At 71.3% G+C, this 26979-nt stretch carries 26 protein-coding genes and 1 riboswitch; of the genes, 13 read left to right on the plus strand and 13 right to left on the minus strand.

From position 1 onward, the window contains the following. Positions 1-19: 19 nt before the first annotated feature. Together ACFXOM_RS21285 and ACFXOM_RS21290 are read right to left on the minus strand one after the other, a co-directional pair. On the minus strand, positions 20-1015 hold the full coding sequence (locus ACFXOM_RS21285) for a zinc-binding dehydrogenase (protein ID WP_384936852.1): 996 nt from the start codon (positions 1013-1015) through the stop codon (positions 20-22). 41 nt (positions 1016-1056) lie between these two features. Then, positions 1057-2226 carry an FAD-dependent oxidoreductase gene (locus tag ACFXOM_RS21290; RefSeq protein ID WP_385038785.1) on the minus strand — a complete coding sequence of 390 codons (1170 nt, stop codon included), beginning with the start codon at positions 2224-2226 and terminating at the stop codon, positions 1057-1059. A 127-nt stretch (positions 2227-2353) separates the two neighbouring features. Between ACFXOM_RS21290 and ACFXOM_RS21295 the strand changes: the two genes are divergently transcribed. Then, positions 2354-3046 carry a pentapeptide repeat-containing protein gene (locus ACFXOM_RS21295; protein ID WP_384936857.1) on the plus strand — a complete coding sequence of 231 codons (693 nt, stop codon included), beginning with the start codon at positions 2354-2356 and terminating at the stop codon, positions 3044-3046. A 23-nt stretch (positions 3047-3069) separates the two neighbouring features. Here the strand turns inward: ACFXOM_RS21295 and ACFXOM_RS21300 are convergent, their stop codons facing one another. Further along, a complete protein-coding gene (locus ACFXOM_RS21300; protein ID WP_384936860.1) occupies positions 3070-3570 on the minus strand; it encodes a hypothetical protein in 501 nt (166 codons plus the stop codon). Between the two features lie 334 nt (positions 3571-3904). Continuing rightward, on the minus strand, positions 3905-4474 hold the full coding sequence (locus ACFXOM_RS21305; RefSeq protein WP_384936863.1) for a PadR family transcriptional regulator: 570 nt from the start codon (positions 4472-4474) through the stop codon (positions 3905-3907). A 70-nt stretch (positions 4475-4544) separates the two neighbouring features. Here ACFXOM_RS21305 and ACFXOM_RS21310 point away from each other — a divergent pair, with 70 nt between their 5' ends. Both ACFXOM_RS21310 and ACFXOM_RS21315 read left to right on the plus strand, forming a co-directional pair. Next, entirely contained in the window at positions 4545-4940 is a 396-nt protein-coding gene (locus ACFXOM_RS21310; RefSeq protein ID WP_384936992.1) for a nuclear transport factor 2 family protein, read from the plus strand. An 81-nt stretch (positions 4941-5021) separates the two neighbouring features. Then, positions 5022-6434 (plus strand): M1 family metallopeptidase, encoded by a 1413-nt coding sequence (locus ACFXOM_RS21315; protein WP_384936866.1) that lies wholly within the window; start codon positions 5022-5024, stop codon positions 6432-6434. Positions 6435-6541: 107 nt separating this feature from the next. Here ACFXOM_RS21315 and ACFXOM_RS21320 read toward each other — a convergent pair whose 3' ends face one another. Beyond that, positions 6542-7117, minus strand: coding sequence for a TerD family protein (locus tag ACFXOM_RS21320; protein ID WP_384936869.1), 576 nt, complete (start codon positions 7115-7117; stop codon positions 6542-6544). A gap of 196 nt (positions 7118-7313) precedes the next feature. Between ACFXOM_RS21320 and arfB the strand changes: the two genes are divergently transcribed. Beyond that, entirely contained in the window at positions 7314-7748 is a 435-nt protein-coding gene (arfB, locus tag ACFXOM_RS21325) for an alternative ribosome rescue aminoacyl-tRNA hydrolase ArfB (RefSeq protein ID WP_384936872.1), read from the plus strand. A 100-nt stretch (positions 7749-7848) separates the two neighbouring features. Here the strand turns inward: arfB and ACFXOM_RS21330 are convergent, their stop codons facing one another. Beyond that, a complete protein-coding gene (locus ACFXOM_RS21330; protein WP_384936874.1) occupies positions 7849-8412 on the minus strand; it encodes a flavin reductase family protein in 564 nt (187 codons plus the stop codon). A 356-nt stretch (positions 8413-8768) separates the two neighbouring features. On the opposite strand from ACFXOM_RS21330, the gene cdgB reads away from it, so the two are divergent. Both cdgB and ACFXOM_RS21340 read left to right on the plus strand, forming a co-directional pair. Further along, on the plus strand, positions 8769-10463 hold the full coding sequence (gene cdgB / locus ACFXOM_RS21335) for a diguanylate cyclase CdgB (protein WP_384944486.1): 1695 nt from the start codon (positions 8769-8771) through the stop codon (positions 10461-10463). Between the two features lie 111 nt (positions 10464-10574). After that, positions 10575-11534 carry a CBM35 domain-containing protein gene (locus ACFXOM_RS21340; RefSeq protein WP_384936880.1) on the plus strand — a complete coding sequence of 320 codons (960 nt, stop codon included), beginning with the start codon at positions 10575-10577 and terminating at the stop codon, positions 11532-11534. 125 nt (positions 11535-11659) lie between these two features. Here ACFXOM_RS21340 and ACFXOM_RS21345 read toward each other — a convergent pair whose 3' ends face one another. From ACFXOM_RS21345 to ACFXOM_RS21355, 3 genes are all read right to left on the minus strand, one after another. Then, positions 11660-12586, minus strand: coding sequence for a 1-phosphofructokinase family hexose kinase (locus ACFXOM_RS21345; protein ID WP_384936995.1), 927 nt, complete (start codon positions 12584-12586; stop codon positions 11660-11662). Positions 12587-12701: 115 nt separating this feature from the next. Further along, on the minus strand, positions 12702-13838 hold the full coding sequence (gene nagA / locus ACFXOM_RS21350) for an N-acetylglucosamine-6-phosphate deacetylase (protein WP_384936883.1): 1137 nt from the start codon (positions 13836-13838) through the stop codon (positions 12702-12704). Beyond that, positions 13838-14845 carry an ROK family protein gene (locus ACFXOM_RS21355; RefSeq protein ID WP_384936886.1) on the minus strand — a complete coding sequence of 336 codons (1008 nt, stop codon included), beginning with the start codon at positions 14843-14845 and terminating at the stop codon, positions 13838-13840. The genes nagA and ACFXOM_RS21355 overlap by 1 nt, the downstream gene beginning before the upstream one ends. Positions 14846-15008: 163 nt before the next feature. Here ACFXOM_RS21355 and ACFXOM_RS21360 point away from each other — a divergent pair, with 163 nt between their 5' ends. From ACFXOM_RS21360 to otsB, 3 genes are all read left to right on the plus strand, one after another. Continuing rightward, a complete protein-coding gene (locus ACFXOM_RS21360; protein WP_384936889.1) occupies positions 15009-16289 on the plus strand; it encodes an extracellular solute-binding protein in 1281 nt (426 codons plus the stop codon). Between the two features lie 76 nt (positions 16290-16365). Further along, positions 16366-16608: a DUF3263 domain-containing protein gene (locus ACFXOM_RS21365; protein ID WP_384936892.1), complete on the plus strand. Its 243-nt coding sequence runs from the start codon at positions 16366-16368 to the stop codon at positions 16606-16608. 196 nt (positions 16609-16804) lie between these two features. Further along, positions 16805-17656: a trehalose-phosphatase gene (gene otsB / locus ACFXOM_RS21370; RefSeq protein WP_384936895.1), complete on the plus strand. Its 852-nt coding sequence runs from the start codon at positions 16805-16807 to the stop codon at positions 17654-17656. Here the strand turns inward: otsB and ACFXOM_RS21375 are convergent. The 3 genes from ACFXOM_RS21375 to ACFXOM_RS21385 all read right to left on the minus strand — a co-directional run bounded on the left by ACFXOM_RS21375 (position 17621) and on the right by ACFXOM_RS21385 (position 20804). Then, entirely contained in the window at positions 17621-19111 is a 1491-nt protein-coding gene (locus tag ACFXOM_RS21375; RefSeq protein ID WP_384936897.1) for a trehalose-6-phosphate synthase, read from the minus strand. The two genes, otsB and ACFXOM_RS21375, sit on opposite strands and share 36 nt — an antisense overlap. A gap of 82 nt (positions 19112-19193) precedes the next feature. Then, positions 19194-19778 carry a hypothetical protein gene (locus tag ACFXOM_RS21380; RefSeq protein WP_384936900.1) on the minus strand — a complete coding sequence of 195 codons (585 nt, stop codon included), beginning with the start codon at positions 19776-19778 and terminating at the stop codon, positions 19194-19196. An 84-nt stretch (positions 19779-19862) separates the two neighbouring features. Then, positions 19863-20804 (minus strand): glucosyl-3-phosphoglycerate synthase, encoded by a 942-nt coding sequence (locus ACFXOM_RS21385; RefSeq protein WP_384936902.1) that lies wholly within the window; start codon positions 20802-20804, stop codon positions 19863-19865. 119 nt (positions 20805-20923) lie between these two features. Continuing rightward, a riboswitch (SAM riboswitch) is annotated at positions 20924-21078 on the plus strand. A gap of 17 nt (positions 21079-21095) precedes the next feature. Here ACFXOM_RS21385 and thrC point away from each other — a divergent pair. From thrC to groL, 4 genes are all read left to right on the plus strand, one after another. Continuing rightward, positions 21096-22385: a threonine synthase gene (thrC, locus tag ACFXOM_RS21390; RefSeq protein WP_384936905.1), complete on the plus strand. Its 1290-nt coding sequence runs from the start codon at positions 21096-21098 to the stop codon at positions 22383-22385. Further along, complete coding sequence (locus ACFXOM_RS21395) at positions 22382-22660, plus strand: MoaD/ThiS family protein (protein WP_384936908.1); 279 nt, start codon at positions 22382-22384, stop codon at positions 22658-22660. The genes thrC and ACFXOM_RS21395 overlap by 4 nt, the downstream gene beginning before the upstream one ends. Before the next feature lie 407 nt (positions 22661-23067). Further along, on the plus strand, positions 23068-23271 hold the full coding sequence (locus ACFXOM_RS21400; RefSeq protein ID WP_003986833.1) for a cold-shock protein: 204 nt from the start codon (positions 23068-23070) through the stop codon (positions 23269-23271). A 462-nt stretch (positions 23272-23733) separates the two neighbouring features. After that, positions 23734-25356, plus strand: a complete 1623-nt coding sequence (gene groL, locus ACFXOM_RS21405) for a chaperonin GroEL (RefSeq protein WP_384936912.1) — start codon at positions 23734-23736, stop codon at positions 25354-25356. A gap of 399 nt (positions 25357-25755) precedes the next feature. Here groL and ACFXOM_RS21410 read toward each other — a convergent pair. Next, on the minus strand, positions 25756-26979 hold a 1224-nt coding region (locus ACFXOM_RS21410; protein ID WP_385038788.1), incomplete at its 5' end, for a SpoIIE family protein phosphatase.

Consider the following 26979-nt stretch of genomic DNA (forward strand, 5'->3'; position numbering starts at 1 on the left):
GCCGTCCCCCGTACGCCCGTCAGGGAACCAGGACGACCTTGCCCATCGTCGCCCGGGTCTCCAGGGCGCGGTGGGCGGCCTCGGCCTCGGCGAGGGAGAAGCGCTGGACGGCAGGTCGGAGGCGACCGGCGGCGGCTTCCGCGAGGGCCCGGACCTCCAGGGTGCGCATACCGCCGGCCTTCGCGAGCATGACGGGACCGAGGACCCGCACGGACGTGATGCCGCGGGAGGCGAGTTCCTCCTCGGTGAAGGCGGGTGCGGAGTCGCCGCCCATACCCTCGCCAGACGAGCCGAAGACGAGGTGCTGGCCGCCCTTGCCGAGGAGGGCGAGGGCGGAGCGGGCGAACTCTCCGCCGACCGAGTCGAACAGGACGGTGGCCCGGCGGTCGCCGAGGTGGGCGCGGATGCGGTCCGGCCAGTCGGGAAGGGTGTAGTCGACCGCCAGGTCGGCGCCGTTCTCCCGGACGCGGGCGACCTTCGCGGGGCCGCCTGCGAGGCCGATGACGGTGGCGCCCTTGTCCTTGGCGTACTGGACGAGCAAGGTGCCGATGCCGCCGGCAGCGGCGGGCACCAGGGCCACCGACTCGGGCCCGAGGTCGGTGAACTGCAGGATCCCCATGGTGGTGCGGCCGGTTCCGATCATGGCGACGGCCTCGGCCTCGTCGAGCGCCCCGTCGATCTCGTGGAGTCCGTCGGCGTCGGCGACGGCGAGTTCGGCGTAGCCGCCGGGGGCCGTTCCGAGGTGGACGACGACGCGTTTGCCGAGCCACCGTCCGGCGGTGCCTTCGCCGAGCCGGTCGACGGTGCCGGCGACTTCGCGGCCGGGGACGGTGGGGAGCTGGGCGGGGGCGGGGAACGGCCCGGGCAGGCCTTCGCGCAGGGCGGTGTCGAGGAGGTGCACGCCTGCCGCGGCGACGGCGATCCGCACCTGGCCGGGGCCGGGCACGGGGTCGTCGACCCTTTCGTAGCTGAGGTTCTCCGCGGGACCGAAGCGGTGCAGGCGGATGGCGTGCATGGTGGGCTCCTTCGCGTCGGGGTCGCCCCCACTCTTCAACCTCAAGCGCACTTGGGGTCAAGCTTGAGGGCCCGGACGGCGAGCGTCGCCGCCTCGAGGGCGCTCGTGAAGGACACCTCCGACAGCACGCCCGGCGCCGCGACCTGGTCGCCCGCCAGGTAGACGCCGTTGCCGCGGTCGATGCGGGGCCGGTCGCGCCAGGTGGTGCCGGGTCGGTCCACCGCTCCCGTGCGCCCGTTGGAGAGGGAGTCGCGCCGCCAGGTGGTCCGCTCGCGCCACCCCGGGAAGCCCAGGTCGAGAAGGTGTTCCGCCCGGGCGGTTCCCTCGGCCCTGGACTGCGCCGGGGACAGGGGGAAGTGGCCCTGGAGGAGCTGTTCTCCAGCGGGGGCGAGCGTCGGATCCTGCGCCGTGAAGCGTTCGATCCGGCCGGGCGCGTCGAGGTCGGATACGGCGAAGGCGTCTCCCCTGCGGGTGCGCAGGGCCAGGTCGAACAGGGCGGTGCGCCCGCACTCCGCGTGCAGGGTGAGGTCGTCGAGCAGGCGGCGGGCGCTGCTCAGCGAGGTGGCGACGATGACCGGGCCGTCCTCGGGAAGGGTGTCGACGCGTGCGCCGGTCTCGATGCGTACGCCGAGGTCCCAGGCGCGTGCGACCATCCGCTCGATCATGGCGCCCCAGCCGCCGCGTACGTGGTGGACCTCGGGAGGGAACGCGGCGGCGCGGCGCAGCCGCTGGTGGACGAAGGCGGCCGAGAGCGAGCCGGGATCGTGGTGGAAGAGCGCGACGGCTGAGTAGTGGGCAGCGGCGCGTGCGCCGGTCTCGCCCACGTGGCCGGCAGCCCAGGTGAGGAAGTCGGTGTCGACCGGTGCGTCGGCGGGCTTGCGGGACAACAGCCGGAGCAGTGCCAGCGGCGGGGTGCGGCGCAGGACGCCGCCGCGGTGGAAGCGCAGCCGGGCCGCTTCGTGGGGCGGGAACGGGGCGAGCGGACCGATGAGGTCGCGCTGGGTCAGCCACGTCCAGTGGGGACCGCTGCTGTAGAGCGCGTGCGGGCCCTGGTTGGTGCGGTACGGGCCGTTCGCGGTGCGGGCGTTGCCGCCGGGGGTGAGGCGGGACTCGAAGACGGTCACCCGGCTGCCGCACTCGGCGGCGGTGATGGCCGCGGTGAGACCGGCGATGCCGGCGCCGATGACGCTGATGCGGGGCTGGATCGACACTGCGTACTCCGGTTCGGCTCGGTGGTTCCGGGCGCTGCGTGCGCCGCCAGGAACGAGACGCGGCGGACCGGGCGTTTGTGACAGGCACGCCGGGTGCGCTGTCAGTGGTGTGCGTCACGATGGGGCCATGGTGCACAGAGCAGGGAAAGCAGGGAAAGCGGGGAAGAAGGCGGGGCCGCAGGCGGCGAGGCGCCCGGAGGTGCGGCTGCCGGACCTGAGCCCGTACGGGGGCGGGCTGGAGCCCGACGGGGATTACGACGGGCTGGAGCTGGCCGGGCTGGATCTGAAGGGCGGGGACGGTCCGGGGGCACGGTTCATGGACTGTGCGCTGCGGGACTGCCTGCTGGACGAGGCGTCACTGGTGAATGCGCGGTTCATCGACTCCGTCCTGTCCGGGGTGCGGGGCGTGGGCACGGATCTGGCGGGGGCGTCGCTGCGGGACGTGGAAGTGGTGGACGCGCGCATGGGCGGTGTCCAATTGCACGGGGCGGTGCTGGAGCGGGTCCTGGTCAGTGGCGGGAAGATCGACTATCTGAATCTGCGCACGGCCCGACTGACCGACGTGGTTTTCGAGGGGTGCGTGCTGTCCGAGCCGGACTTCGGGGGCGCCGAGTTGGTGCGGGTGGAGTTCCGGGACTGCGTGCTGCGCGGTGCGGACTTCACCGGTGCGCGGATGCAGGACGTCGATCTGCGGCGGGTGACCGAGCTGGAGATCGTGCGGGGGGTGGAGCGGCTGTCGGGTGCGGTGATCACCACCGCGCAACTACTGGATCTGGCACCGGCCTTCGCGGCGCAGTTCGGTGTGCGCGTGGAGGGCTGAAGCAGCCCGGGCGGGCCGGTGGATCAGGGGATGCGCGGGAAGCGGGACTGCAGGTCCCAGACGGCGGGGTTGTCGGCGAGCCCGTCGTGCATGTCGGTGAGGTCGGCGATCACGTCGTGCAGGAAGTCGCGTGCCTCACGGCGCAGTTCGGCATGGTTGAAGGTGAGCGGGGGCTCGTCCCCCGGCATCCAGTCCGCCTCGACGTCGACCCAGCCGAAACGCCGCGCGAAGAGCATGCGGTCGGTGGACTCGGTGAAGTCGATCTCGGCGTACTGGGGCTCGGCGGCCCGGCTGCCGCGTGGGTCGCGATCGAGCTGCTCGACGATGTCGCAGAGCGCCCACGCGAAGTCGAGCACCGGCACCCATCCCCAGGCTGTGGACAACTCGCGGTCCGCCTTGGCGTCCGCGAGGTACACGTCACCGCAGAACAGGTCGTGGCGCAGGGCCCGCACGTCCGCGCGCCGGTAGTCGGTCTGCGGAGGGTCGGGGAAACGGCGGGAGAGGGAGTAGCCGATGTCGAGCACGGGTCGATGGTGTCATGCGCGGTCGTCGTGTTCGGTGCCGGTGCCGGCACCGGAGCCCGTGCGGGTGTGCGGTCGCGCGGCCGGCGCCGTCAGGGTGGCCGGCCTCCCCGCGGCGGTGGCCGAGTCGCTTCGCCCCGGGCTGTCGACGTCTTCCGTCGCGCGGCGGAGGGGAGCCTCCGGCCCCGCTGCACGCGCCTTCCCACGGGCGCCCGTGGGAAGGCGGTGGTGGCGCGGATGGGCCCTGCGGTCGTCCGCTCCGGCGGGCTTCCCCGGTTCCAGGACGTCGAACGGGGTCCGGGCGCGGGTGGCGCGAGTCGCCGCGGACGGGAGCGGATCAGGTCTGCCCGGCGGCCGTCCTGCGCCGTGCCAGGACCACCAGGACCTGCTCGCACCAACGGACGTTCTCCTCTTCGAACGCCCGGCCGCGCATGAGGGTCAGATAGGGCCCGAGGCGATCCGACGCGCGCAGGAACTCCTCTTCGCTCCGGCCCGCGAGGAGCCGGTCGCGCACCCGCTCGTACCGGGCGAGCTTGGCGCGCGCCCACTCACGTCGCTCTTCGACGAGCGCGTACACCTCGTCGGGGTCACCATCGTCGCTGGCCTGGATCTTGATCAGGAGTTCGTCCCGGATGGCCGTGGGCCGCGGCGGGGCGGCGGTGAAGGCGCGGAGCTCCTCGCGCCCCGCCTCGGTGAGGGTGAACATCCGCTTGTTGGGACGGCGTTCCTGCTGCACCACGCGGGCGCTGATCAGGCCGTCCTGCGCCAGCCGCTCGAGCTCGCGGTACAGCTGTTGTGGCGTCGCGGCCCAGAAGTCGGCCACGGCCACGTCGAAGTGCTTGGCGAGGTCGTAACCCGAGGCCTCGCCCTCCAGGAGGGCGGCGAGGGCGGCGTACTTGAGGGACACCTGGACACGTTAACACCAAAGTGATTACTCTCACTCACACTTATTCAACAAAGTGACTATGGAGGTTGCCGTGCACCCCTTCCGCAAGGCCGTCGAGGCCGGCGACTTCGACGCCGTCCCCGCGCTGCTCGCCGAGGACGTCGTGTTCACCAGCCCCGTCGTCTTCCGGCCGTACCACGGCAAGGCGCTCACCGCCGCCATCCTGCGCGCTGCCTCCCGGGTGTTCGAGGACTTCCGCTACGTACGCGAGATCACCGGTACCGACGGACGCGACCACGCGCTGGTCTTCAGCGCACGGGTCGGTGATCTGGAGGTCAACGGCTGCGACTTCCTGCACACCGACGAGAACGGACTGATCGACGACTTCACGGTCATGGTCCGTCCGCTGTCGGCCGCCCAGGCGCTCTCGCAAGCCATGGGGGCCCAGTTCGAGCGCATCCGGCAGGAGGTTGCGGCGGAGGGGTGAGGCCTCGCGCCTCGTGCCCCGGGCCCGTCGCTTGCGCCCGGCGCACGGCGGTAGCGGGCGTTCCGTGCCTAGGATCGTTGCGTGGACCCGCGATCCCTGTTGCGCACTCTGGCGCCCGCCGTCGTCCTGATCGTCCTCACCGGCTCGGCCTGCACGGATGGCGACGGTCCCGGCGTCCACGGCACCCCAGGGGCTGCGGGGCTGCGTGACCCCTACTTCCCCAAGCTCGGCAACGGTGGGTACGACGTCACGCACTACGACCTCGTGCTCCGCTACGACCCGAAGGCGGGCACCCTCGCCGGGGCCGCCACCATCACCGCCCGGGCCACCCAGGACCTCAGCGCCTTCAACCTCGACCTCCACGGGCTGACCGTCGAGGGCGTGACCGTCGACGGCACCCCTGCGGCCGCCAACCGGGCGGGCAACGAGCTGACGATCCGGCCGCGCCGGGACCTCGACGAGGGCAGCACGTTCCGGACCGTCGTCCGCTACGCCGGTACCCCGCAAGCCATCACGGACCCGGACGGCTCCCGGGAGGGCTGGCTGAGGACCGCGGACGGTGCGGTCGCCCTCGGAGAGCCCGCGGGGTCCATGGCGTGGTTCCCCGGCAACCACCACCCCAGCGACAAGGCGACCTACGACATCACCGTGACCGTCCCCGAGGGAGTCGCGGCCGTCTCCAACGGCGAGCTGCGGTCGCAGCGGCCCGCGGCCGACGGCGGCACCATCTACGCCTGGCACTCCGGCGAGCCGATGGCGAGCTACCTGGCGACCCTCGCCGTCGGCCCGTTCGACATCAGGACCTCCCGTCCCGCACGGGCCGGGGTGCCCGTCATCACCGCCGTGGACAAGAGCCTCGTCGACGCGAGCGAAGAACTCCGGGCACGCATTCCCGAGGTGCAGGCGTGGGCCCAGCGGACGTTCGGCCCGTACCCGTTCTCCTCCACCGGGGCGGTCGTCACCCGCGACCCGTTCGCGTCGGCAGAAGGGGCCTACGCGCTGGAGACGCAGACCCGCCCGTTCTTCCCGGAGGGCGATTTCGAGGAGACGACCCTGGTCCACGAGCTCGCCCACCAGTGGTACGGCAACTCCGTCTCGCCGAAGACCTGGGGGGACATGTGGCTCAACGAGGGTTTCGCGACCTACGCGGAGTGGCTCTACGACGCGGAGTTCGAAGGGAAGCCGGTGCAGCAGAGCTTCGACGACGCCTTCGAGGACGAGGGCGCCTGGGCCTTCCCGCCCGCCGAGCCCCCGGTCGAGGACCTGTCGGGCGCCCCCGTGTACCTGCGGGGGGCGATGGTCCTCCACGAGGTGCGCCGAGCGGTGGGCGACGAGACCTTCTTCGCACTCCTGAAGGAGTGGCCCCAGAGCCACCGCCACGGCAACGCGTCCACCGAGGACTTCACCGCGTTCGTCGAGGAGAGGTCGGGCAAGGACCTCACGGAGCTGTGGGACGCCTGGTTGTACGGCGACGGCCGGCCGGAGGGGGTCTGACCTCTCCTCGCCGCACGGAACGTTTCTCGACGCAATCCGGCGTGCGTGCCGAGGGCCCCGGCCAGGACGGTGGCCGGGGCCCTCGGACGATGCGGAGGCGTACGCCGTCAGACGTTCACGCCGAAGTCCTGCGCGATGCCCACCAGGCCCGAGGCGTAACCCTGGCCGACCGCACGGAACTTCCACTCCGCGCCGTTGCGGTACAGCTCACCGAAGACCATGGCGGTCTCGGTGGCGGCGTCCTCGCTCAGGTCGTAGCGGGCGATCTCGGATCCGCCAGCCTGGTTGACGATGCGGATGTAGGCGTTGCGCACCTGGCCGAAGTTCTGGCCACGGGACTGCGCGTCGTAGATGGAGACCGGGAAGACGATCTTCTCGACGTCACCGGGCAGGCCCTGCAGGTTGACGTTGATCTGCTCGTCGTCGCCGCCGCCTTCGCCCGTGCGGTTGTCGCCCGTGTGGACGATGGTCTGGTCCGGCGTGGACTTGTTGTTGAAGAAGACGAAGTGGCCGTCGGAGACGACCGTGCCGCCGGCGTTGACCGCGATCGCGGAGGCGTCGAGGTCGAAGTCGGTGCCGGTGGTGGTACGGACGTCCCAGCCGAGGCCCACCGTGACGGCGGTCAGGCCCGGTGCCTCCTTGGTGAGCGAGACGTTGCCGCCCTTGGACAGGCTTACAGCCATGGGGAGGTCCCTTTCCTCGTCGAGTGCAGTGCGGTCTGGCTTCGTGCGTCCCCGAAGCTACCGTCACCCTCCATAACGCGGGCGGGGGGCGACGGGTTCCACGCGTCTTTACTCTCTTTACCGAACCGCTCGCCCCTCACGCGGGGGTGGGACGGTGGGGAAAAGGAGATGACGCGGCCCGGTCACGGGCGGGACCATGGGAGGCATGTCCGGGCCCTACGTCATCCGCGGCTCCGTCTCCCTCCCGGAGGCCGAGCTCATGTGGCGTTTCTCGCGGTCGTCGGGACCGGGCGGCCAGCACGTCAACACCAGTGACTCGCAGGTGGACCTCCGCTTCGACCTCGCGGCGACACAGGCGTTGCCTCCGGTGTGGAAGCAGCGCGCCCTGGATCGCCTCGCGTCCCGGTTGACCGACGGCGTCATCACCGTGCGGGCCTCCGAGCACCGGTCCCAGTGGCGCAACCGCGAGGCCGCGGCGGTCCGTTTGGCGGCGTTGCTCGCCGAGGCCACGGCCCCGCCGCCGCGTCCGCGCCGCCCCACGAAGATTCCGCGCGGTATCAACGAGCGCCGTCTGCGCGAGAAGAAGATGCGCGCGGAGCGCAAGCGCGGTCGCAGCGGCCGCGACTGGTGACCCGCGGCGGGCGCGGACGGGGGGCACGGGCCGGGGCCCCTGCCCCGGAGCCGTCCCGCCGGCCGGGACGCCCGCTCCCGCAACCGGGCTTCCCGTGGTGTCAGCCCAAGTGGCGGTAGCGGCCCCGGAAGTAGGTCAGCGGGCCGGCGTCCCCGCCCGGCAGGCCCACCTTCAGGACGCGGCCGACGACCAGAGTGTGGTCGCCCGCCTCGACGCGCTGTTCGGTACGGCACTCCATGACCGCGAGTGCCCCTCCGATCAGCGGCGCGCCGCAGATCTCTCCGCGGGTGTACGGGACGTCCTCGAACAGGAGCCGGTCGCTGATGCGGCCCTTCATCGCGAAGCGGCCGGCGACGTGCCGCTGGCTCTCGGAGAGCAGGGAGGCGCCCCACACCGGCTGCTCGGCCAGCAGGTCGTCCATCCGCGAGCCGTTGCGCAGGCTCACCAGGACGAGCGGCGGGTCCAGGGAGACCGAGAGGAATGCGGTGGCGGTCATGCCGACGTCCTCGCCGCGCGGCCCGTCCTCGCTCAAGGGCGGCTCGTGCGCGGTCACCAGCACCACGCCCGCAGCGAGCCGGGACATCGCGGCGCGGAAGTCGTCGTTGCTCACCCCCTCAGCATGGGGGATGGTCTCGGTGGGCGGGGTGGGGGTCGTCGACAGCACGACGGGAACGCTAATCTCGTGCCCGCTCCGCCCGCATCGGGCCAGGGGACCAGCTCGGTCCTAGGACCCGGGACCCGGTAGCCCCGTTGCCCGTCCGTCCCCCGTCCCCCGCCCCCCCGCCTGATATAAATTCGCGCGATTCGCGTTCAAGAAGCACCGGAAGGCGTCTACGGCCCGCGGAGCCCCGTTCCTCATCTGTTGTGACTTGAGTCACAGAGCGCACTATTTGTTGACCCTGTGTACCGGGTGGACAGCTCGCTGTGATTCAGTGGCGGGGACACTGCACCGAGAGGTGCTCCCACAGAGCCGATGAGGAACCTGGAGTCAGCTGTTCGAGGTCTCGGGGAGAGCGAGCAATGGAGACCGAGTCGGAGCCGTACGTCCGTCTTGCGACCCTGCGGCAGCTGCATCAGGTCGTAGCCGACCTCAACACGGCCCGCAGCCTGGCGGACACGCTGCAGACCGTCGCCAACGGCATCGTCGCCGGGCTCGGCTACGAGCTGGCGTGCGTCAACCTCGTACGCCCCGACGGGGACCTCGTCGTCGCCGCCTTCGCCGGTAACAGTGCGGCGGAAGCCCTGATCACGGGCCGGGTCGGCTCCCGCCCCTCGTGGGAACGACGCCTCACCATGGGCGAGGCCTGGGGTGAGCTGCGCTTCATACCCCACACCGAGGGCTGGGTGCTCCTGGAGGACGATGTCCCGCAGTGGTACACGGAGGGGCCCGAGCCCCGGTTCGAGGACGAATGGCACCCCCAGGACCGCCTCTACGCCCCCATGTACACCTCGGGCGGCGGGCGGGAACTCCTCGGTGTCATATCGGTCGACAAGCCGCGCAACGGCCGTCGCCCCGGCGCCTGGGGCCAGGAAGCGCTGCAGATGTACGCCTCCCAGTCCGCGATTGCGATAAGCAACGCCCGGCTCCGAGCAAACATGCAACGTGCCCTCGTCCGCCTGGAGCGCGAGCAGCAGGCGCTGCGGGCCAGTGAAGAGTCGTTCCGGCAGGCCTTCGAGTACGCTCCGAGCGGCATGGCCATCGCCGAGATGGGCGGCGACCAGCACGGCCGGCTGTTGCGCACCAATGACGCCCTGTGCCGGCTGCTCGGTCGGCCCGCCGCCGCGATGCGCCGCTACTCCTTCGCCGACCTCGTCCACCCCGAGGACATCGGCACCCTGCTCCGCACGTCCGCCGAGGGCGGCCGGGCGGAGCTGCGGCTGGGCCGAAGGGACGGCACGTACGTGTGGGTCTCGCTGCGGAACTCCGTCGTCGCGGACACTGCCGACGGGCCCCGGTTCCTGCTCACCCACGTCGAGGACATAGAGGAGCGCAAGCGCCACGAGTTGCAGCTCGCCCACCGGGCCAGCCACGACTCGCTGACCGGCCTGCCCAACAGCGCGGAGCTGAGGGCGCGGTTGAGCGCCCGGCTCTGCGAGCGCCCCCAGGGGTCGCGCCAGAGCGCGCCCGGGACGCTGGAGTACCAGCGCACGTACGAGGAGGGGAACGGCTACCCGCCCGGGTACGAAGGCACTGGTACCGACGAGCCCGGTTTCCGCACCGACGGCTTCGACTTCGACGCCCCGGCCGCCGCCGGCGCGTACGACCATCACGTGCACGCCGTCGCCCCGGCCACGGACGGAGACGTCGACGACGGCACCAAGGGCCTCGCCGTGCTCTTCTGCGACCTCGACGGCTTCAAGTCGATCAACGACCGTTTCGGTCACAACACGGGCGACGCCGTACTCATCGAGGTCGCCCGCAGGCTCACCACCGGCGTACGGGACGGGGACACCGTCGCGCGGCTCGGAGGTGACGAATTCGTCGTCCTCGCGGACGGCCTCGGTGCGGCGGACGCCGCCGACCTGGCCGTACGCCTGCGGAACGCGATCATTCCGCCGATCCGGGTGGACGGCAGGACGGTCCGCGTCGGGGCGAGCTTCGGCATCGGCTGGGCCGTCTGCGGAATGTCCGTGGAAGAGGTGCTGCAATCCGCCGACCAGCGGATGTACGTCGAGAAGCGGTCCCGGGCGAAGGTCCACCGGCGGGCTGGCTGACATGTACCCGGGAACCGGAGCCGGGGTGATCACCGTCCTTGGGATTGTTCAGACGGGGTAGGCTCGGCCGGTCGGCGACGGCTGGCGAGCATGGATAGGAGTGACCCAGGGATGACGGCCGGGAACAACGGCGCGAGCACGCCCGAGGACGACGATCCGTTCGGCTACCTGTACGCGGACGGACAGCAGTCGGGCGCCACACCTCCCGGGCAGGGCGGCTACGGCTACCCGGGTCCGGCCGCCCAGCCCGGTGTGCCCAGAACCTCTTACAACCAGGTCAGGACGGTCGGACAGCGCACGTACGGGCAGCCCCAGGCCGCGCAGCAGCAGTACGGACAGGTCCCGCACCAGCAGCAGTACGGCCAGCCGAACCCGCAGTACGCGGCACCGGAAACCTACCCCGGTGGTGCTCCCACCAGCCAGGTGCCGACGGGCCAGGGCGGCGGCCGCGGTCACGGCCCCAACACCAAGGGCCTCCTCATCGGGGCGATCGCCGTGGTCGCGGTCGTCGTCGTCGGCATCGGTGCGGCCTTGGTGACCAGCGGCGACGACGAGAAGGACAGCCCGCAGGCGGGCCAGCGGAGCAGCGCCCCCGCGGACCAGGCGAAGCCCAGCGACGAGGCGTCCAAGGACGCCGGCGACAAGCCCGCGGCCGAGCTGCCCCAGCAGGACGCCGCGACGCTCAAGCTCGGCCCGCCGGCCCAGCTGGCACGGGACATCAAGGGCGCGAAGGGTGCGGACGGCGCCTACGTGACCGGCTTCAACTCCGTCGGCGCTTCCGTGACCTGGAAGGCCAAGGTCGAGCAGGCGGGCGACTACCGGTTGTACGTCCGGTACGCCATCCCGGCCAAGGACGCCAACGCGACGCTCACGGTCAACGGCAAGGCGAACAGCAATCCCATCGGGCTGAAGAACTTCATCCACTCGTCGGACCCGGACATGGAGAAGAACTGGCAGACCACCTGGGCGCCGGTCAGCCTGCAGGAGGGCGAGAACGAGATCAAGCTCTCCTGCGAGGAGGGCAACCAGTGCGACGCCATCCTCGACTACCTCGAGGTCAAGCGCGCCTGACGGCACGACCGCACGACCCGCGCCCCCGGGGGACCCCAGGGCGCGGGTCGTCTTGCATGCGGAGACGGACGCCGGCTCCCGGGGCGGTCAAGGGGCCGGCCGCCGCGCCGAGCGGAACGCGGGGCTCACGCCGCAGGCGTGTCCTCCGTCACGGTGACGCGGGGGAGCAACTGCTCGTACGACGCCCGATCGATGTCGCCGGCGGCCGGGGCGAGGACCGTCGCCGTCGCCAGGGCGACCGCGCGGGACAGGCGTTCCGGCCAGGGAAGGGCTTCGACCAGGCCGGACAGGACGCCCGCGACGGCCGAGTCGCCGGCGCCCGTCGGATTGCCGCGGACCTTGTCCGGGGGAGTGGCCCGCCAGGTGCCGTCGGGGGTGGCGGCGAGGATGCCGTCGGCACCGAGCGAGGAGACCACGGTTCGGGCGCCGCGCCGGCGGGCGTCGCGGGTGGCGCGCAGCGGTTCGCGGGAGCCGGTGAGCTGGGCGAGCTCGGTCGCGTTGGGCTTGACCAGGTCGGGGCGGGCGGCGATGCCGCGACGGAGGGGTTCGCCGCTGGTGTCCAGCAGGGCGGGGACGCCCGCGGCCCTGGCGCGTCTGATCAGCTCCGCGTAGGCGCCGACGTGGATCCCGGGCGGGAGGCTGCCGCAGAGGGCGACGGCGTCCGCCTCGTGCAGCAGGGCCTCGTACGTGCCGAGGAAGGCGGCCCATTCGTCCGGAGCGACGTGCGGGCCCGGCTCGTTGAACTGGGTGGTGTCTCCGGTCGCCGCGTCGACCACGGCGATGGTGCGGCGGGTGTTCGCGGAGACGGGGACGAGCGCGTCCCGCACGGGCAGCCCGGCCAGCATCGAGCGCACGACCTCGCCCGTGGTCCCGCCCGCGAAACCGGTCACGACGGCTTCGTGCCCCAGTGTGGAGAGCACCCTCGCCACGTTCAGGCCCTTGCCGCCGGGGCGTTCGATGACCTCGGTCACGCGGTGGGAGGTGTGCGGGACGAGTGCGGGGACCCGGTAGGTCAGGTCGAGGGCGGTGTTCAGCGTGACCGTCAGGATCACTCCTGGCACCCCCGGAACTGCGCTTGCCATCGTTCGGACGGGTCCTGATCATGCCAAAAAGAAGGCGGTTGGCCCAGACCCCCGTCGGCCAACCGCCGCGAACCACCTGGGTGCCCTACGGTTCGACCACCCAGGCGCCCTTGCGCATCACGCCTCTCAGCCCGAACTCTCCGTCGAGCACTACCAGATCGGCGTCCTTGCCCTCCTCCAGCGAGCCGACCCTGTCGTACACGCCGAGCAGCCGTGCCGGATTGGCGGAGATGGCCCGGACGACGTCCTCGACGGGCAGCCGGTCCACTGCGGCCGCCCGCCGGAACGCGGTGTCCAGGGTGAGGGTGGAACCGGCGATGGAACCGCCCTGCGCCAACCGGGCGACCCCGTCCTTGACCTCGACCTCCAGCGGCCCGAGGTGGTAGATCCCGTCGCCGAAGCCCGCCGCGTCCATGGCGTCGGTGATGAAGGCGACCCGGTCCGCCCCGGCACGGTGGAAGGCCAGCTCCAGCGCTGCCGGGTGCAGATGGGTGCCGTCGTTGATCAGCTCGACGGTGACCCGTTCGTCCTCCAGCAGCGCGGCGATCGGGCCGGGGGCCCGGTGGCCGAGGGCGGGCATGGCGTTGAAGAGGTGGGTGGCGACGGTGGCACCGGCGTCGATGGCCTCGACGGTCTGCTCGTAGGTGGCGTCGGTGTGACCGATGGCGGCGATCACGCCGCGCTCGGTGAGGAGTCGTACGGAGTCGATGCCGCCGGGCAGTTCGGTGGCGAGGGTGACCATCTTCGCCGTGCCGCGGGCGGCGTCGACCAGCTTGCGCACCTCCGAGGGGTCGGGGTGGAGCAGCAGCCCCTCGCTGTGGGCGCCCTTGCGGCAGGGGGAGATGAACGGGCCTTCGAAGTGGATCCCGGCAAGGTCGCCCTGTTCGACCAGTTCGGAGAGGAAGCCGGCGCGGTGGGTGAGGAAGTCCATGTCGCCGGTGACCGTGGAGGCCACGAGCGTGGTCGTGCCGTGCTCGTGGTGGGTGCGTACGCCCGTGAGCACCTCCTCGGCGGTCCCCGAGGTGAAGGAGGCCCCGCCGCCGCCGTGGTTGTGCATGTCCACGAAGCCGGGGACGATCCAGTGGCCGGTCAGGTCGACTGCGGGGGCGTCGGCCGGGGCGTGCCCGGCGATCCGGGTCCCTTCGACGATCACCCGTCCGTTCTCGGCGATCCCGGTGGGCAGCACCACCCTTGCGCCCGTGAGAACCATGCGGTCGGCCATCAGGCGGTTACCTCCGTGTCGGCTGGTGCGGGCGAGTCGGTCGGTGCTGATGCGTTGAGCGGGTGGGTTGCGGATGGTCCTGACCGGTCTCCGTCGAGCAGGTCCCAGGCCAGTAGCCCGGCGCCCAGGCAACCCGCGGTGTCGCCGAGGGCCGCCGGGACGATGGCGGGCGGTCTCTGGAAGGTCACGCGTGCTTCCACCGCGGCCCTCAGCGGTGTGAACAAGGTTTCCCCCGCCTCGGCGAGACCGCCACCGATGATCAGCGTGCGCGGGTCCAGCAGGGTGAGCGCGGTGACGAGCCCGTCGGCGAGCGCGTCAACGGCGTCCTGCCAGACCCGTGCGGCGGCTGCGTCGCCGGAGGCGACGGCTTCGGCGCAGTCCGCGGCGTCCGCGTCCGCGTTTCCGCTCGCCCGTGCCCAGGCTCGGGAGACGGCGGACGCGGAGGCGAGGGTCTCCAGACAGCCGCGCTGTCCGCAGCCGCACGCGGGGCCGGCGGGACGCACCACGATGTGGCCGATCTCGCCGGCGCAGCCGTGCGCACCGGCTTCGATGGTGCCGTCGATGCCGATGGCTCCCGCGATCCCGGTGCCGAGCGGCACGAACAGGAACCGGTCGGCACCGCGGCCCGCGCCGAGGCGGCCCTCGGCGAGGCCGCCGGTGCGGACGTCGTGGCCGAGGGCGACGGGTACGTCGCCCAGGGGTGCCCCGAGCAGTGCGCGCAGTGGGACGTCGCGCCAGCCGAGGTTGGCCGCGTACACCGCGGTTCCGGTCTTCTCGTCGACGATGCCCGGAACGGCCACGCCGGCGGCCGCGGCACTCTCGCCGTACCGCTGTTCGCCGTACGCGCGGAGCTCGGCGGCGAAACCGACGATGGTGTCGACGACGGCCCGCGGGCCGCGCTCCCGCCCGGTCGCGCGGCGGGCTTCGTGCAGCAGTGCGCCGTCCGCTCCGATCAGAGCGGCTTTCATCCCGGTGCCGCCCACATCGAGGGCGATGACGTGTCTCACGCGTACAGTCTCGCGCCTGGACCCGAAGAGGTCTAGTCCACTACTCCGGATTGTTGTGCGTGCATACAAAGCATGTGACCGGTCTCGTTTCGCATTTCACCACCATGTGGTGTAGACCTCTACTCCTAGTGATCGGCGGCTCGAGGGTGGGGGAGACGAGGGCGTGCAGCGGCGCTTCTTCGGTCTGGTGGCAGCGGTGGCCGCCTGTGCGGTGACGGTGGTCCTGGGGGGCTGCGGGACCTCCGGAGGGTCCGGGGACGTCACCCTCAAGCTCGTCGCCGCCGACTACGGCCACGGTCCCGCCGACTCGTCCCGGGAGTACTGGGACGACGTCGCGCGCGAGTTCGAGTCGAAGAACCAGGGGATCAAGGTCGACGTCGAGGTCTACTCGTGGAAGGACGTCGACCGGAAGGTCTCCGAGATGGTGGCGTCCGGCGACGCGCCGGACATCGCCCAGATCGGCGCGTACGCCGACTATGCCGACCAGGACAAGCTCTACCGCGTGGACGAACTGGTCCTCATCCCCACGCAGGCGAACTTCCTGCCGATGCTCAGCGAGGCCGGTCAGGCCCACAGGGTCCAGTACGGGTTGCCGTTCGCGGCGAGCACCCGCCTGCTGTTCTTCAACGAGGAGCTCTTCACGGACGCGGGCGTCAAGCCGCCGGGCAACTGGGACGAGATCCGCGACGCGGCCCGGAAGTTGAAGGCCCGCGGGGTGACGTACCCGTACGCGCTGCCGCTCGGTTCCGAGGAGTCCCAGGCCGAGACGATGATCTGGATGCTCAGCGGGGGCGGCGGCTACCGCGACCGCATCGGCGGTTCCTACGCCATCGACTCCCGGGAGAACGTCAGGACCTTCACCTGGCTGAGGGACGACCTCGTCGGCGCGGGGCTGACCGGCCCCGTGCCGCCCGGGAAGCTGGACCGCGCGCAAGCCTTCGAGGCGTTCACGCGGGGGGAGGTCGGCATGCTCAGCGGCCATCCGACGCTGATGCAACAGGCGGAGGCGAAGGGCGTGAAGGTCGGCATGGTGCCGATGCCCGGCAAGGACGGCAAGGCCAGGGCCTCGATGGGGGTGGCCGACTGGATGATGGCCTTCAAGCAACACGGTCACCGCAAGGAGATCGGTCGCTTCCTCGACTTCGCGTACAGCGACAAGAACGTGCTGGCCTTCTGCGACCGCTACGACATCCTCCCCGTCACGGTCAGCGCCAGCGAGGCGATGGCGGCCGACGACAAACACAAGAACCTGCGCCAGTTCCTGGAAGCACTGCCCGCCTCGGAGCTGTACCCCTCGGGCGAGACGTCCTGGGCGAACGTCAGCTCCAGCGTGAAGCGGAACATCGGCAAGGCCGTCGAGCCGGGCGGTGACCCGGAGGCCGTGCTCGGCCGGATCGCCGACGACGCGACCAAGGCAGAGTCGGAAGCGGACGCCAGGCACTAGGCGTGCCCCGTCGAGGCGCCCCGCACCGGTCCGCCCGGGGGGCGTCGCTGTCCGGGCGGACCATTATGTTGCTCATATGACCGACCTGACCGGCGACGAGCTCTCCGACCGGGACCGCGCCGTGCTCGCCGTCGAGCGTGCCTCCTGGCCGGGGCCCGGCGCGAAGGAGCGGGCGATACGGGAGGACCTGGGCGTCTCCCCGACCCGCTACTACCAGCTGCTGAACGCCCTCCTGGACGACCCGCGGGCGCTGGCCCACGACCCCGTTACGGTGAACCGTCTCCGCCGGGTGCGCGAGGCCCGGCGGGGGCGCCGCTGAGGCCCCGGCCGGTCACCGCGAGGACGTGCGGGGCGCCGGCACCCCGGCTGCGGCACGAGCCCGCGGCCCCCGGGGCCCGTGCCGCCGGGGCCCGGGCCGCCCACGCCCCCGGCTCCGCGCTGCGGGAGGGGCGGCCGGGCGCGTGCTCCGGGTCTGCGCCGTAGCTGTGGGGGGTCGGCGTCGCTAGGGTCGGGGTATGGGCAGCTACTCCGATTCACTGCCGGAGCCGACCACCGCCGCCGGGAGGGAAGGGCTCGCAGCAGTCCTCGAACGGCCGCAGGACACCCTGGTCGGCCTGGACTTCGACGGGACCCTCGCCGAGATCGTGCCGGATCCGGAGCAGGCCAGGGCGCACTCGGGGGCAGTCCCCGCGCTGGGTGCGCTCGCGCCGAGCGTGAGGTCCGTCGCCGTCGTGACGGGCAGGCCCGCCGGCGTCGCCGTGCGGTACGGCGGATTCGCCGGGGTCGACGGCCTCGAACACCTGGTGGTGCTCGGGCACTACGGAGCCGAGCGCTGGGACGCTGTTTCCGGAACCGTGCAGGCGTCCGCCGAGCACCCGGGAGTGGCGGCCGTGCGGGCCGAGCTGCCGGGACTCCTCGACGAGCTGGGGGTCTGGGAGGGCACCTGGATCGAGGAGAAGGGGCGCGCGGTCGCCGTGCACACCCGGCGCGCGGTCGACCCGCAGGGCGCGTTCGAGGCGCTGCGGGGCCCGATCGCCGACCTCGCCGCGCGCCACGGGCTGATCGTGGAGCCGGGCCGGCTGGTCCTGGAAGTGCGCCCGCCCGGTGTCGACAAGGGCATCGCGCTGGAGGAGTACGCCCGGGAGATCGGCGCGGGTGCCGTCGTCTACGCGGGGGACGACCTCGGTGACCTCGCCGCGTTCGCCGCGGTCGAGAAGCTCCGTTCGGACGGCGTTCCCGGCCTGCTGGTGTGCAGCGGCAGTACCGAAGTGCCCGAGCTGGCCGAACGCGCCGACCTCGTGCTGCACGGACCGGGCGAGGTCGTCGGCTTCCTAGCTGCGCTCGCCGAGCGCATCAAGCGCGTGTAGCTGGTCCAGGAACCACTGCTGCGGTGGGAGTGCGGTCGCCGCGGCGGCCAGTCGCTTGCTGCGCTCGGCCCGTTGCCCGTCCGGCATCGTCAGTGCCTTGTGCAGGGCGTCGGCGGTGCCCACGACGTCGTACGGGTTCACCGACAGCGCTTCCTCGCCCAGCTCCTCGTGCGCCCCGGCCTCCCGTGACAGCACGAGCGCGCACCCTGTGTCCGAGACGACCGGCACTTCCTTGGCGACGAGGTTCATCCCGTCCCGGATGGGGTTGACCAGGGCGACGTCCGCCATCCGGTAGGCGGCCAGCGAGCGCGCGAAGTCGTCCTGGACGTGCAGGACGACCGGTGTCCAGTCGGCCGTGCCGTACCGGGCGTTGATCTCCTCGGCGACCCGGGCGACCTCGGCGGTGTAGTCGCGGTAGACGGCGAGGTCCTGGCGCGAGGGGTAGGCGAAGGCGAGGTGCACGACCCGGCCGCGCCATTCGGGGTGCTCGTCGAGCAGGGCCCGGTAGGCCAGCAGTCCCCGCACGATGTTCTTGGACAGCTCGGTCCGGTCCACCCGGACGATCGTCTTGCGGCTGCCGTCCCCACCGATCTGTTCGCCCAGGGCGGCGATGCGTTCGTCGACGTCGGCCCGGCGCGAGCGCTCCCGCAGGAAGTCCGCGTCCGCGCCGAGCCCGTGCACGCCGAGCAGGGTCCGCCGGCGCGGGTGGCCGGCCACCCTGTACTCGAGGCTCGGATCGTCGTCCTTCGGCCAGTACGCGGCGATGTCGTGGCCGGTGAGCACCGACTGGCAGCACTGTTGGAAGGCGTTCAACCAGCGGTGGGTCAGGAAGCCCAGGCGGTTCGCGCCGAGCATGCCGAGCAGCAACTGCTCCGCGATGTCGTCGGGAAGCATCCGGAAGTACTCCGGCGGGGCCCACGGGGTGTGCGAGAAATGGCCGATCCGCAGGTCCGGGCGGAGGCCGCGCAGCATCCCCGGGGTCAGCGCCAGGTGGTAGTCCTGCACGAGGACGACCGCGTCCGGGGCGGCCGACTCCGCCAGGGCCTGTGCGAAGGCGAGGTTGTACGCCTCGTAGGCGATCCACTGGCGTCGGAATTCCGCGTCGAAGACCGGTTCGAGCGGCGTCTGGTACAGCATGTGGTGGACGAACCACAGCACCGAGTTGGCGATGCCGTTGTAGGCGTCGGCGTGCACGGCGGCGTCGATGTCCAGCATCTTGACGCCCGGTTCGCCGATGCCGCGCCGTACCGCCTCCCGGTCGCCGTCGCCGAGGGCCGAGCACACCCAGAGGGCGTCCGCCTCGGGACCGATCGCGGACAGCCCGGAGACCAGGCCGCCGCCGCCGCGTCGGGCGTCCAGCGTGCCGTCCTCACGGAAGGCGTACGAGACGGGTCCGCGGTTGGACGCGACGAGAACCCGGGCTGCGTGCTCGGAGGCTGAGGGCTCGGAGACCATGTCGCGAAACCTAGCCCGTCCCCGAACCACTCAAACGTGCGGCCGGGCTCCGTCGGCGGAGTCCGGCCACACGCTCACTCGATCAGTGGTGGTTGCGTCGGTCCCGGGTCGCGACGACCGCGATGATCCCGGCTGCGGTGAGGGCCACGGCGACGCCGCCGAGCAGCCAGAGGCGTTCCTCGCGGCGACCGGACCCGGCGAGCGTGCCGCGGTTCGTCCCGTCGGCGGTGGGAGCGTCGGGATGCACAGCGGTGGAGGGTGTTCCGCGGTCGTCGGGCCGGGTGCTGGCACCCGCGGCCACCGGGCCGGTGCCCGCCAGGTTCCCGGGGGCCGGACTTGCGTCCGGCGTCGGGCGGCTCCCCGCATCCGGACGGACGTCGTGGGCGATCGGGTTCCCTGGCCCCGCGGGGTTGCCGGGGTTCGCCGGGGGGCCGGCGTTCCCGCGGGCGGACTGTTCCGCGGAACCGTCGTGGTCGGCCGGGGCCACCCCCGCGTGGTCACCCGGGGAGGCAGCGGAGGCCCTGCCCCCCGGGGGCCCGAGGACCACTGCCGCCGTGACGACGTCGGCCGCGGTGTGCGCCTGACCCGGAGCCGCCGCCACGGCCAGGGCCGACGGGCTCGCCGTGGCTGCCGCGGCGATCCCCAGCGCCCCGAGAGAGCGGGACAATCTCCTCGATGGGCGAAGAGAAGCAACAGATTTCGCATTCCTCATAAATGCGAAACTTAGACAATTCAGTGGGATTATCCGGTGCTATGCCGCACGGCGCGTCGCGTACTCCGCGATCTCCAGCATCGGGGGCCGCTCCTCGGTGTCCACCGGGTGGGTGCGAGGGATGAAGCCGCCCTCCCGCCGCTCGAACTGGGTCAGCGCCGGACGCACCAAATGCCCTCGGGACAGTCGCAGCTGAGCCGTTCGGTAGATGGCCGCAGCCATCCGCCCCAGCGCCTGCCCGTCCTGGTGGCGGTGCTGGCGCACCCCGATGTCGACCTGCGCCAGCGCATCCAGGCCCACGGTGTGCAGGGAGTCCACCAGCAGGCCGAGCTCCACCCCGTACCCGACCGGGAACGGCAGCCGTTCCAGCAGTGAGCGGCGCGCCGCGTACTCACCGCCGAGCGGCTGTACGAAGCCCGCCAACTGCGGCCAGTGCAGGTTGAGCAACGGCCGGGCCACCAGTTCGGTCACCCTGCCGCCCTGACCCGGCACAACGCCCAGCGGCCGGTCGTACATGCCCTTGACGAACTGCACGTCCGGTTCGGTCAGCAGCGGGCCGACGATCCCTGAGACGAACTCCGCGGAGAACTCCTTCAGGTCCGCGTCCACGAAGCACACGACGTCGCCACCGGTCACCAGCAGTGACCGCCACAGCACCTCTCCCTTGCCCGGCACGGCCGGGACGCGCGGCAGGACGGCGTCGCGGTGCACCACGCGCGCGCCGGCGTCCGCGGCCACCTTCGCGGTACCGTCCGTGGACCCCGAGTCGACGACCACCAGCTCGTCGACGAGCGGCACCGCCCGGGACATCAGCTCGCGGCGGATCACGGCGACGATCTCCCCGACCGTCTCCTCCTCGTTCAGGGCGGGGAGCACCACGCTGACCGTGGTGCCCTGCTTGGCGGCGAGCAGCCGGTCCAGTGGACGGTCCGCCACCGACCAGGACCGCCGGGCCAGCCAGCGCTCCACCTCATCCAGCACGTGATCTCCATCTCGCGGATCGGACGGCCATCTCAAGCGTCCGGGGGTTCGGTTACAGTCTTGAACAACGCGGACGACCGTCGCATGCCGGGGGTCCTCACGCGGACACAATCGAATACCGCTCATCCAGAGGGGCAGAGGGACACGGCCCGTTGAAGCCCCGGCAACCCTCCAGCCGGTTCTCGTCGCACGTACACGTTCTGCGCGCGGGGCCACGGCTAGGGAAGGTGCCAATTCCGTCTCGTGGCGAGGTGCGCCACGAGGAAGATGAGGAGAAAGGGCCTCGCCTCCATGGCTGTGCAGACCGTTGCCACCACCGATTCCATCGATCTCGGCCCCGCCTCCGGGCTCTCCTGTCGCGAGTGCGGCGAGCGGTTCGACCTCGGCCCGATCTTCGCCTGTGAGCTCTGTTTCGGGCCGCTCGAAGTCGCGTACGACCTGCCGAGCGGCAGCCCCGAAGAGGCCGAAGCGCTGCGCAAGCGGATCGAGAACGGCCCGGAGAACATCTGGCGCTACGCGCCGCTGCTCCCCGTGCCCGCCGACGTGGCGGACAAGCCGAACCTGAACCCGGGCTGGACCAAGCTGGTCAAGGCCGACAACCTCGCTCGTGAGCTGGGCGTCACCGGCGGCCTGTACGTGAAGGACGACTCGGGCAACCCGACGCACTCCTTCAAGGACCGCGTCGTCGCCCAGGCGCTGGAGGCGGCCCGCGCCTTCGGCTTCACCACGCTCTCCTGTTCCTCCACGGGCAACCTGGCGGGCGCGGTCGGTGCGGCCGCGGCGCGTGCGGGCTTCCGCTCCTGCGTGTTCATCCCGCACGACCTGGAGCAGGGCAAGGTCGTGATGGCCGCGGTGTACGGCGGCCAGCTCGTCGGCATCGAGGGCAACTACGACGACGTCAACCGCTTCTGCTCCGAACTCATCGGCGACCCGGTCGGCGAGGGATGGGGTTTCGTCAACGTCAACCTGCGGCCGTACTACGCCGAGGGGTCCAAGACGCTGGCGTACGAGATCTGCGAGCAGCTCGGCTGGCGCCTGCCCGACCAGATCGTCATCCCCATCGCCTCCGGATCCCAGCTCACCAAGATCGACAAGGGGCTACAGGAGCTGATCAAGCTGGGGCTCGTCGAGGACAGGCCCTACAAGATCTTCGGCGCCCAGGCCGAGGGCTGCTCCCCGGTGTCGGTGGCCTTCAAGGCCGGGCACGACGTGGTCAAGCCGCAGAAGCCCGACACCATCGCCAAGTCGCTCGCGATCGGCAACCCGGCTGACGGACCGTACGTCCTGGACATCTGCCGCCGCACCGGCGGTGCCGTCGAGGACGTCACCGACGAGCAGATCGTGGACGCGATCAAGCAGCTGGCCCGCACCGAGGGCATCTTCACGGAGACCGCGGGCGGCACGACCCTCGGCGTGGCGAAGAAGCTCATCGAGGCCGGTGTGATCGACCCGTCGCTCACCACCGTCGTCGTCAACACGGGTGACGGCCTGAAGACCCTCGACGCGGTGGCCCCCACCACGGGTATGTCCGCAGTCATCCGCCCCAACCTGGACTCCTTCCGAGAGGCTGGCCTCGCATGAGCGTCAACGTCCGCATCCCGACCATCCTCCGCACCTACACCGACGGTCGGGCCGAGGTGCCCGCCGAGGGCTCCACTCTCGGTGAGGTCATCGCCGACCTGGAGAAGAACCACACGGGCATCGCGGCCCGTGTCCTGGACGACCAGGGCAAGCTGCGTCGCTTCGTCAACGTGTACGTCAACGATGATGACGTGCGCTTCGAGCAGGGCCTGGAGACGGCGACCCCGGACGGCGCGGGAGTGTCGATCATCCCCGCCGTGGCCGGCGGCTGCTGACTGCGCAGCGTTATGCGAATTGCCCCCTCCGCAAGAGAAGCGGAGGGGGTAATTCCGTGGTGTCGGCCGCGGTAGAGTTGGGAAGTCCCCTTCACCGCGTGTGCCAGCCGCATATGAGAATGCGTCCCGACACGGCGAGAAGCAGCCAAAGTGTTCGAGCCTGATGCGCGTTAAGTGCGGTTTGCCCGGCCCGACTTGCCCGGGAATGCTCGCAATTTGGCCTGTTTCTTCTTTCGGCCCTGCCCAGAATTCTCGTCCGATTGACCTGTTGCAGACCGCGGTTGGACAGATACATTCAGCCGCGGTCGACGCGTTCCGGCGCACGCTCACACCTGTCAGTGGGCGAGGTCTGACCCGGGTCCGCGAAGTGCGGTCCTGTGCAAGGGCCAGTAATAGGGGAGTTAGGCATGGCTCAGGGCACCGTCAAGTGGTTCAACGCGGAGAAGGGGTATGGCTTCATCGCGGTCGACGGTGGTGCGGATGTATTCGTCCACTACAGCGCGATCCAGATGGACGGCTACCGCACCCTGGAGGAGGGCCAGCGAGTCGAGTTCGAGATCTCGCAGGGTCAGAAGGGGCCGCAGGCGGACATGGTCCGCGTAGCCGGCTGAGCGCCGACTGACTGCAGCAACGTGCGGAGGGCCCGCACCCATGCGTGGGTGCGGGCCCTCCGGCGTGTCCGGGACGGGACGGGGCGGGGTCCGCGGTCAGGCGGTCAGGCGGCCGGGCGGACGTCCTGCTGCGGCGTGGGCGCCGCAGCCGTGCGCGGTGCTTCCCGGTCCCCGGAAGCGCCCAGGGCCCGTGGGTGGGCGGCCGGGCGGACGTCCCGCTGCGGCGCGGGGTCGGGCGAAGCCGCTTGCACTCTCCGGGTCCGAGTGCTAATCATTGGCGTTAGCACTCTACGAGTGAGAGTGACAACGAAGGACCGGGTCGGTGAGGCCCGCACGCCGGGTGGGGCAGGGATCCACAAGGCAGGCAGGCCGTCCGTCGCGGGCGCCAGCGCGGTCCGGAGCAATCCTCCCCCGTGGCCTGCGGCGCGGGGGGAGACCCCAAGTCCGGGAGGACCACTTCACATGGCCAAGATCATCGCGTTCGACGAGGAGGCACGGCGCGGTCTCGAGCGCGGGATGAACCAGCTCGCCGACGCCGTCAAGGTCACCCTTGGCCCCAAGGGCCGGAACGTCGTCCTCGAGAAGAAGTGGGGCGCCCCCACGATCACCAACGACGGTGTCTCCATCGCCAAGGAGATCGAGCTCGAGGACCCGTACGAGAAGATCGGCGCCGAGCTGGTCAAGGAAGTCGCCAAGAAGACGGACGACGTCGCCGGTGACGGTACGACCACCGCGACCGTCCTCGCCCAGGCGCTCGTCCGCGAGGGTCTGCGCAACGTGGCGGCCGGCGCCAACCCGATGGCTCTGAAGCGCGGCATCGAGAAGGCCGTCGAGGCCGTCTCCGGCGCCCTGCTCGAGCAGGCCAAGGACGTGGAGACGAAGGAGCAGATCGCTTCCACCGCCTCCATCTCTGCCGCCGACACCCAGATCGGCGAGCTCATCGCCGAGGCGATGGACAAGGTCGGCAAGGAAGGCGTCATCACCGTCGAGGAGTCCCAGACCTTCGGTCTGGAGCTGGAGCTCACCGAGGGCATGCGCTTCGACAAGGGCTACATCTCGGCGTACTTCGCCACCGACATGGAGCGTATGGAGGCGTCCCTCGACGACCCGTACATCCTGATCGTCAACTCCAAGATCGGCTCGGTCAAGGACCTGCTGCCGCTCCTGGAGAAGGTCATGCAGTCCGGCAAGCCGCTGCTGATCATCGCCGAGGACGTCGAGGGCGAGGCCCTGTCGACCCTGGTGGTCAACAAGATCCGCGGCACCTTCAAGTCCGTCGCCGTCAAGGCCCCGGGCTTCGGCGACCGCCGCAAGGCCATGCTGCAGGACATCGCCATCCTCACCGGTGGCACGGTCATCTCCGAGGAGGTCGGCCTCAAGCTGGAGAACGCGGGCCTGGACCTGCTGGGCCGCGCCCGCAAGGTCGTCATCACCAAGGACGAGACCACGATCGTCGACGGTGCCGGTGACAGCGACCAGGTTGCCGGTCGCGTGAACCAGATCCGCGCCGAGATCGAGAACTCCGACTCGGACTACGACCGCGAGAAGCTCCAGGAGCGCCTCGCGAAGCTGGCCGGCGGCGTGGCCGTCATCAAGGCCGGTGCCGCGACCGAGGTCGAGCTCAAGGAGCGCAAGCACCGCATCGAGGACGCCGTCCGCAACGCGAAGGCGGCCGTCGAGGAGGGCATCGTCGCCGGTGGTGGCGTGGCCCTGCTGCAGGCCTCCCAGGTCTTCGAGAAGCTGGAGCTCGAGGGCGACGAGGCCACCGGTGCCCAGGCCGTGAAGCTGGCCCTGGAGGCCCCGCTCAAGCAGATCGCCGTCAACGCCGGCCTCGAGGGCGGTGTCGTGGTGGAGAAGGTGCGCAACCTGACCCCGGGCCACGGCCTGAACGCCGCGACCGGTGAGTACGTCGACCTGGTCGCCGAGGGCATCATCGACCCGGCGAAGGTGACCCGTTCCGCTCTGCAGAACGCGGCCTCCATCGCTGCGCTGTTCCTCACCACCGAGGCCGTCATCGCCGACAAGCCGGAGAAGGCCGCTGCGGCTGCTCCGGGCGGCATGCCGGGCGGTGACATGGACTTCTGATCGACCCACGTTGGTTGATCGACCGTCCTGAAGCCGAGGGCGGCACCCCACTCCCAGGGGGTGCCGCCCTCGGGCGTTCTCCCCGTACGGCCTCCGCCGGCGGCGCGCACGCGTGCGCGATCGGAAGGACAGCCCCTTCGCGTGCGGGATTCGGCAACCGCCGTCGTCGAACGTGGCGCTCCGTGGCCGATTGCGCCGGTGCCATGGTCGAACGTGCCGACCGAGGTGTCGTGACCGCCCGACGGAACCACACGGAAGAAGCACCGGGTCCGTGGGACCGGTCCGGTGGTTCGGCGGTTCGGGGCGAGGCCGGTGGAGTGGAAGCGGCCGGTCCGGCGGGTGCGGCGACCGGCGTCCACGTGCGAGCGGGGCCGTGGCCTGCGGCTGTTGATCCGCAGGCTAGTCGTGCTCCAAGTGCATGGTGAACCAGGTCGTCTTTCCCTCGTCCGAGGGACGCACGCCCCAGCTGCTGGCCAGGGTGTCGACGAGGATGAGTCCCCGACCCGACTCCTCGTCGTCGGCGGCCATGCGCGGCTGGGGGAGATGGTGACCCTGGTCGCTCACTTCGACGGTGAGTTCGCTGCTGTTCCGCCGCATGTGCAGCCGCACCGGCCCCCGCCCATGCTGGATCGCGTTCGTGACCACCTCGGACACGAGTAGTTGTGCTTCGTCGGCGACCTCGTAGCAGCCCCACGAGAAGAGCGCCTTGGCCAGGAAGGCACGGGCTTCGGAGACCGACTCCGGGCGGGATGCCAGGTCCGTGACGATGGTGGCCAGCGGGGCGTCGGGAAGCTGGGCGAGCAGGAGCGTCACGTCGTCGTGATGGTCCTCGGTGGCCGGGAGCACGCGCGACAGCACCCCGTCCACGACGGCTTCGAGCCCGGCCTCGTCCCGGAGGGACTCGTCGAGCGCGTCGATGAGCGCGGCGAGTTGTTCCTCGATGTCGCCTTGCGGCGTTTCTATGAGTCCGTCGGTGAAGAGGATCAGACTGGATCCGGGCGCGACGGCGAGGGCCGTCTGCTGGTGGAGGTGGTCCCCGACGCCGAGCGGGACGCTGACGGGCGCGTTCAGCGGCCGGACCGGTTGGCCGGGTGCGGCGACCAGGGCGGGCAGGTGCCCGGCGGAGCACACGGTCACCTCCCCCGCGTCCGGGGCGACGATCAGGTAGCAACAGGTGACCAGTTGATCGGGGCCGTCGAGCTCCGCCACGATCGCGTCGAGCGACTGCATCAGGTGGCGCGGCTGCATGCCCGTCTTGGCGAGGGCGTGGGCGGCCGACCGCAGTTGCCCCATGATCGCGGCGGCTTCCAGGCCCCGCCCCATGACGTCCCCGATGAGGATGCCGACTCGACCGGCGCCCAGCGGGATGAGGTCGAACCAGTCCCCTCCGACCCCCGCGCCCTGGGTCGCGGGCAGGTAGCGGCTGGCCGTGGTCAGCCCGGGGACCGCCGGCGGCGTGCCCATCAGACTGCGCTGCAGCGTGAGGGCGACGTGCCGCTGCTGCTCGTAGAGTGCGGTGAGCTGTGCCTCGGCGGCTTTGCGTTCGCTGACGTCGCGTACGGCGGCGGAGACGAGGAGTCCGTCGGTGGTTTCGAGGGGGCTGAGGCTTATTTCGACGGGGAA

Source organism: Streptomyces sp. NPDC059169 (assembly GCF_042755225.1).
GTDB lineage: Bacteria > Actinomycetota > Actinomycetes > Streptomycetales > Streptomycetaceae > Streptomyces.

What these genes read in the sequence shown, in the direction of transcription:
- ACFXOM_RS21285 (WP_384936852.1), bottom strand. Translation starts at nt 1,015, where the DNA reads ATGCACGCCATCCGCCTGCACCGCTTCGGTCCCGCGGAGAACCTCAGC.
- ACFXOM_RS21295 (WP_384936857.1), top strand. Translation starts at nt 2,354, where the DNA reads ATGGTGCACAGAGCAGGGAAAGCAGGGAAAGCGGGGAAGAAGGCGGGG.
- ACFXOM_RS21320 (WP_384936869.1), bottom strand. Translation starts at nt 7,117, where the DNA reads ATGGCTGTAAGCCTGTCCAAGGGCGGCAACGTCTCGCTCACCAAGGAG.
- arfB (WP_384936872.1), top strand. Translation starts at nt 7,314, where the DNA reads ATGGGAGGCATGTCCGGGCCCTACGTCATCCGCGGCTCCGTCTCCCTC.
- cdgB (WP_384944486.1), top strand. Translation starts at nt 8,769, where the DNA reads ATGGAGACCGAGTCGGAGCCGTACGTCCGTCTTGCGACCCTGCGGCAG.
- ACFXOM_RS21340 (WP_384936880.1), top strand. Translation starts at nt 10,575, where the DNA reads ATGACGGCCGGGAACAACGGCGCGAGCACGCCCGAGGACGACGATCCG.
- nagA (WP_384936883.1), bottom strand. Translation starts at nt 13,838, where the DNA reads ATGGCCGACCGCATGGTTCTCACGGGCGCAAGGGTGGTGCTGCCCACC.
- ACFXOM_RS21365 (WP_384936892.1), top strand. Translation starts at nt 16,366, where the DNA reads ATGACCGACCTGACCGGCGACGAGCTCTCCGACCGGGACCGCGCCGTG.
- otsB (WP_384936895.1), top strand. Translation starts at nt 16,805, where the DNA reads ATGGGCAGCTACTCCGATTCACTGCCGGAGCCGACCACCGCCGCCGGG.
- ACFXOM_RS21375 (WP_384936897.1), bottom strand. Translation starts at nt 19,111, where the DNA reads ATGGTCTCCGAGCCCTCAGCCTCCGAGCACGCAGCCCGGGTTCTCGTC.
- thrC (WP_384936905.1), top strand. Translation starts at nt 21,096, where the DNA reads ATGGCTGTGCAGACCGTTGCCACCACCGATTCCATCGATCTCGGCCCC.
- ACFXOM_RS21395 (WP_384936908.1), top strand. Translation starts at nt 22,382, where the DNA reads ATGAGCGTCAACGTCCGCATCCCGACCATCCTCCGCACCTACACCGAC.
- ACFXOM_RS21400 (WP_003986833.1), top strand. Translation starts at nt 23,068, where the DNA reads ATGGCTCAGGGCACCGTCAAGTGGTTCAACGCGGAGAAGGGGTATGGC.
- groL (WP_384936912.1), top strand. Translation starts at nt 23,734, where the DNA reads ATGGCCAAGATCATCGCGTTCGACGAGGAGGCACGGCGCGGTCTCGAG.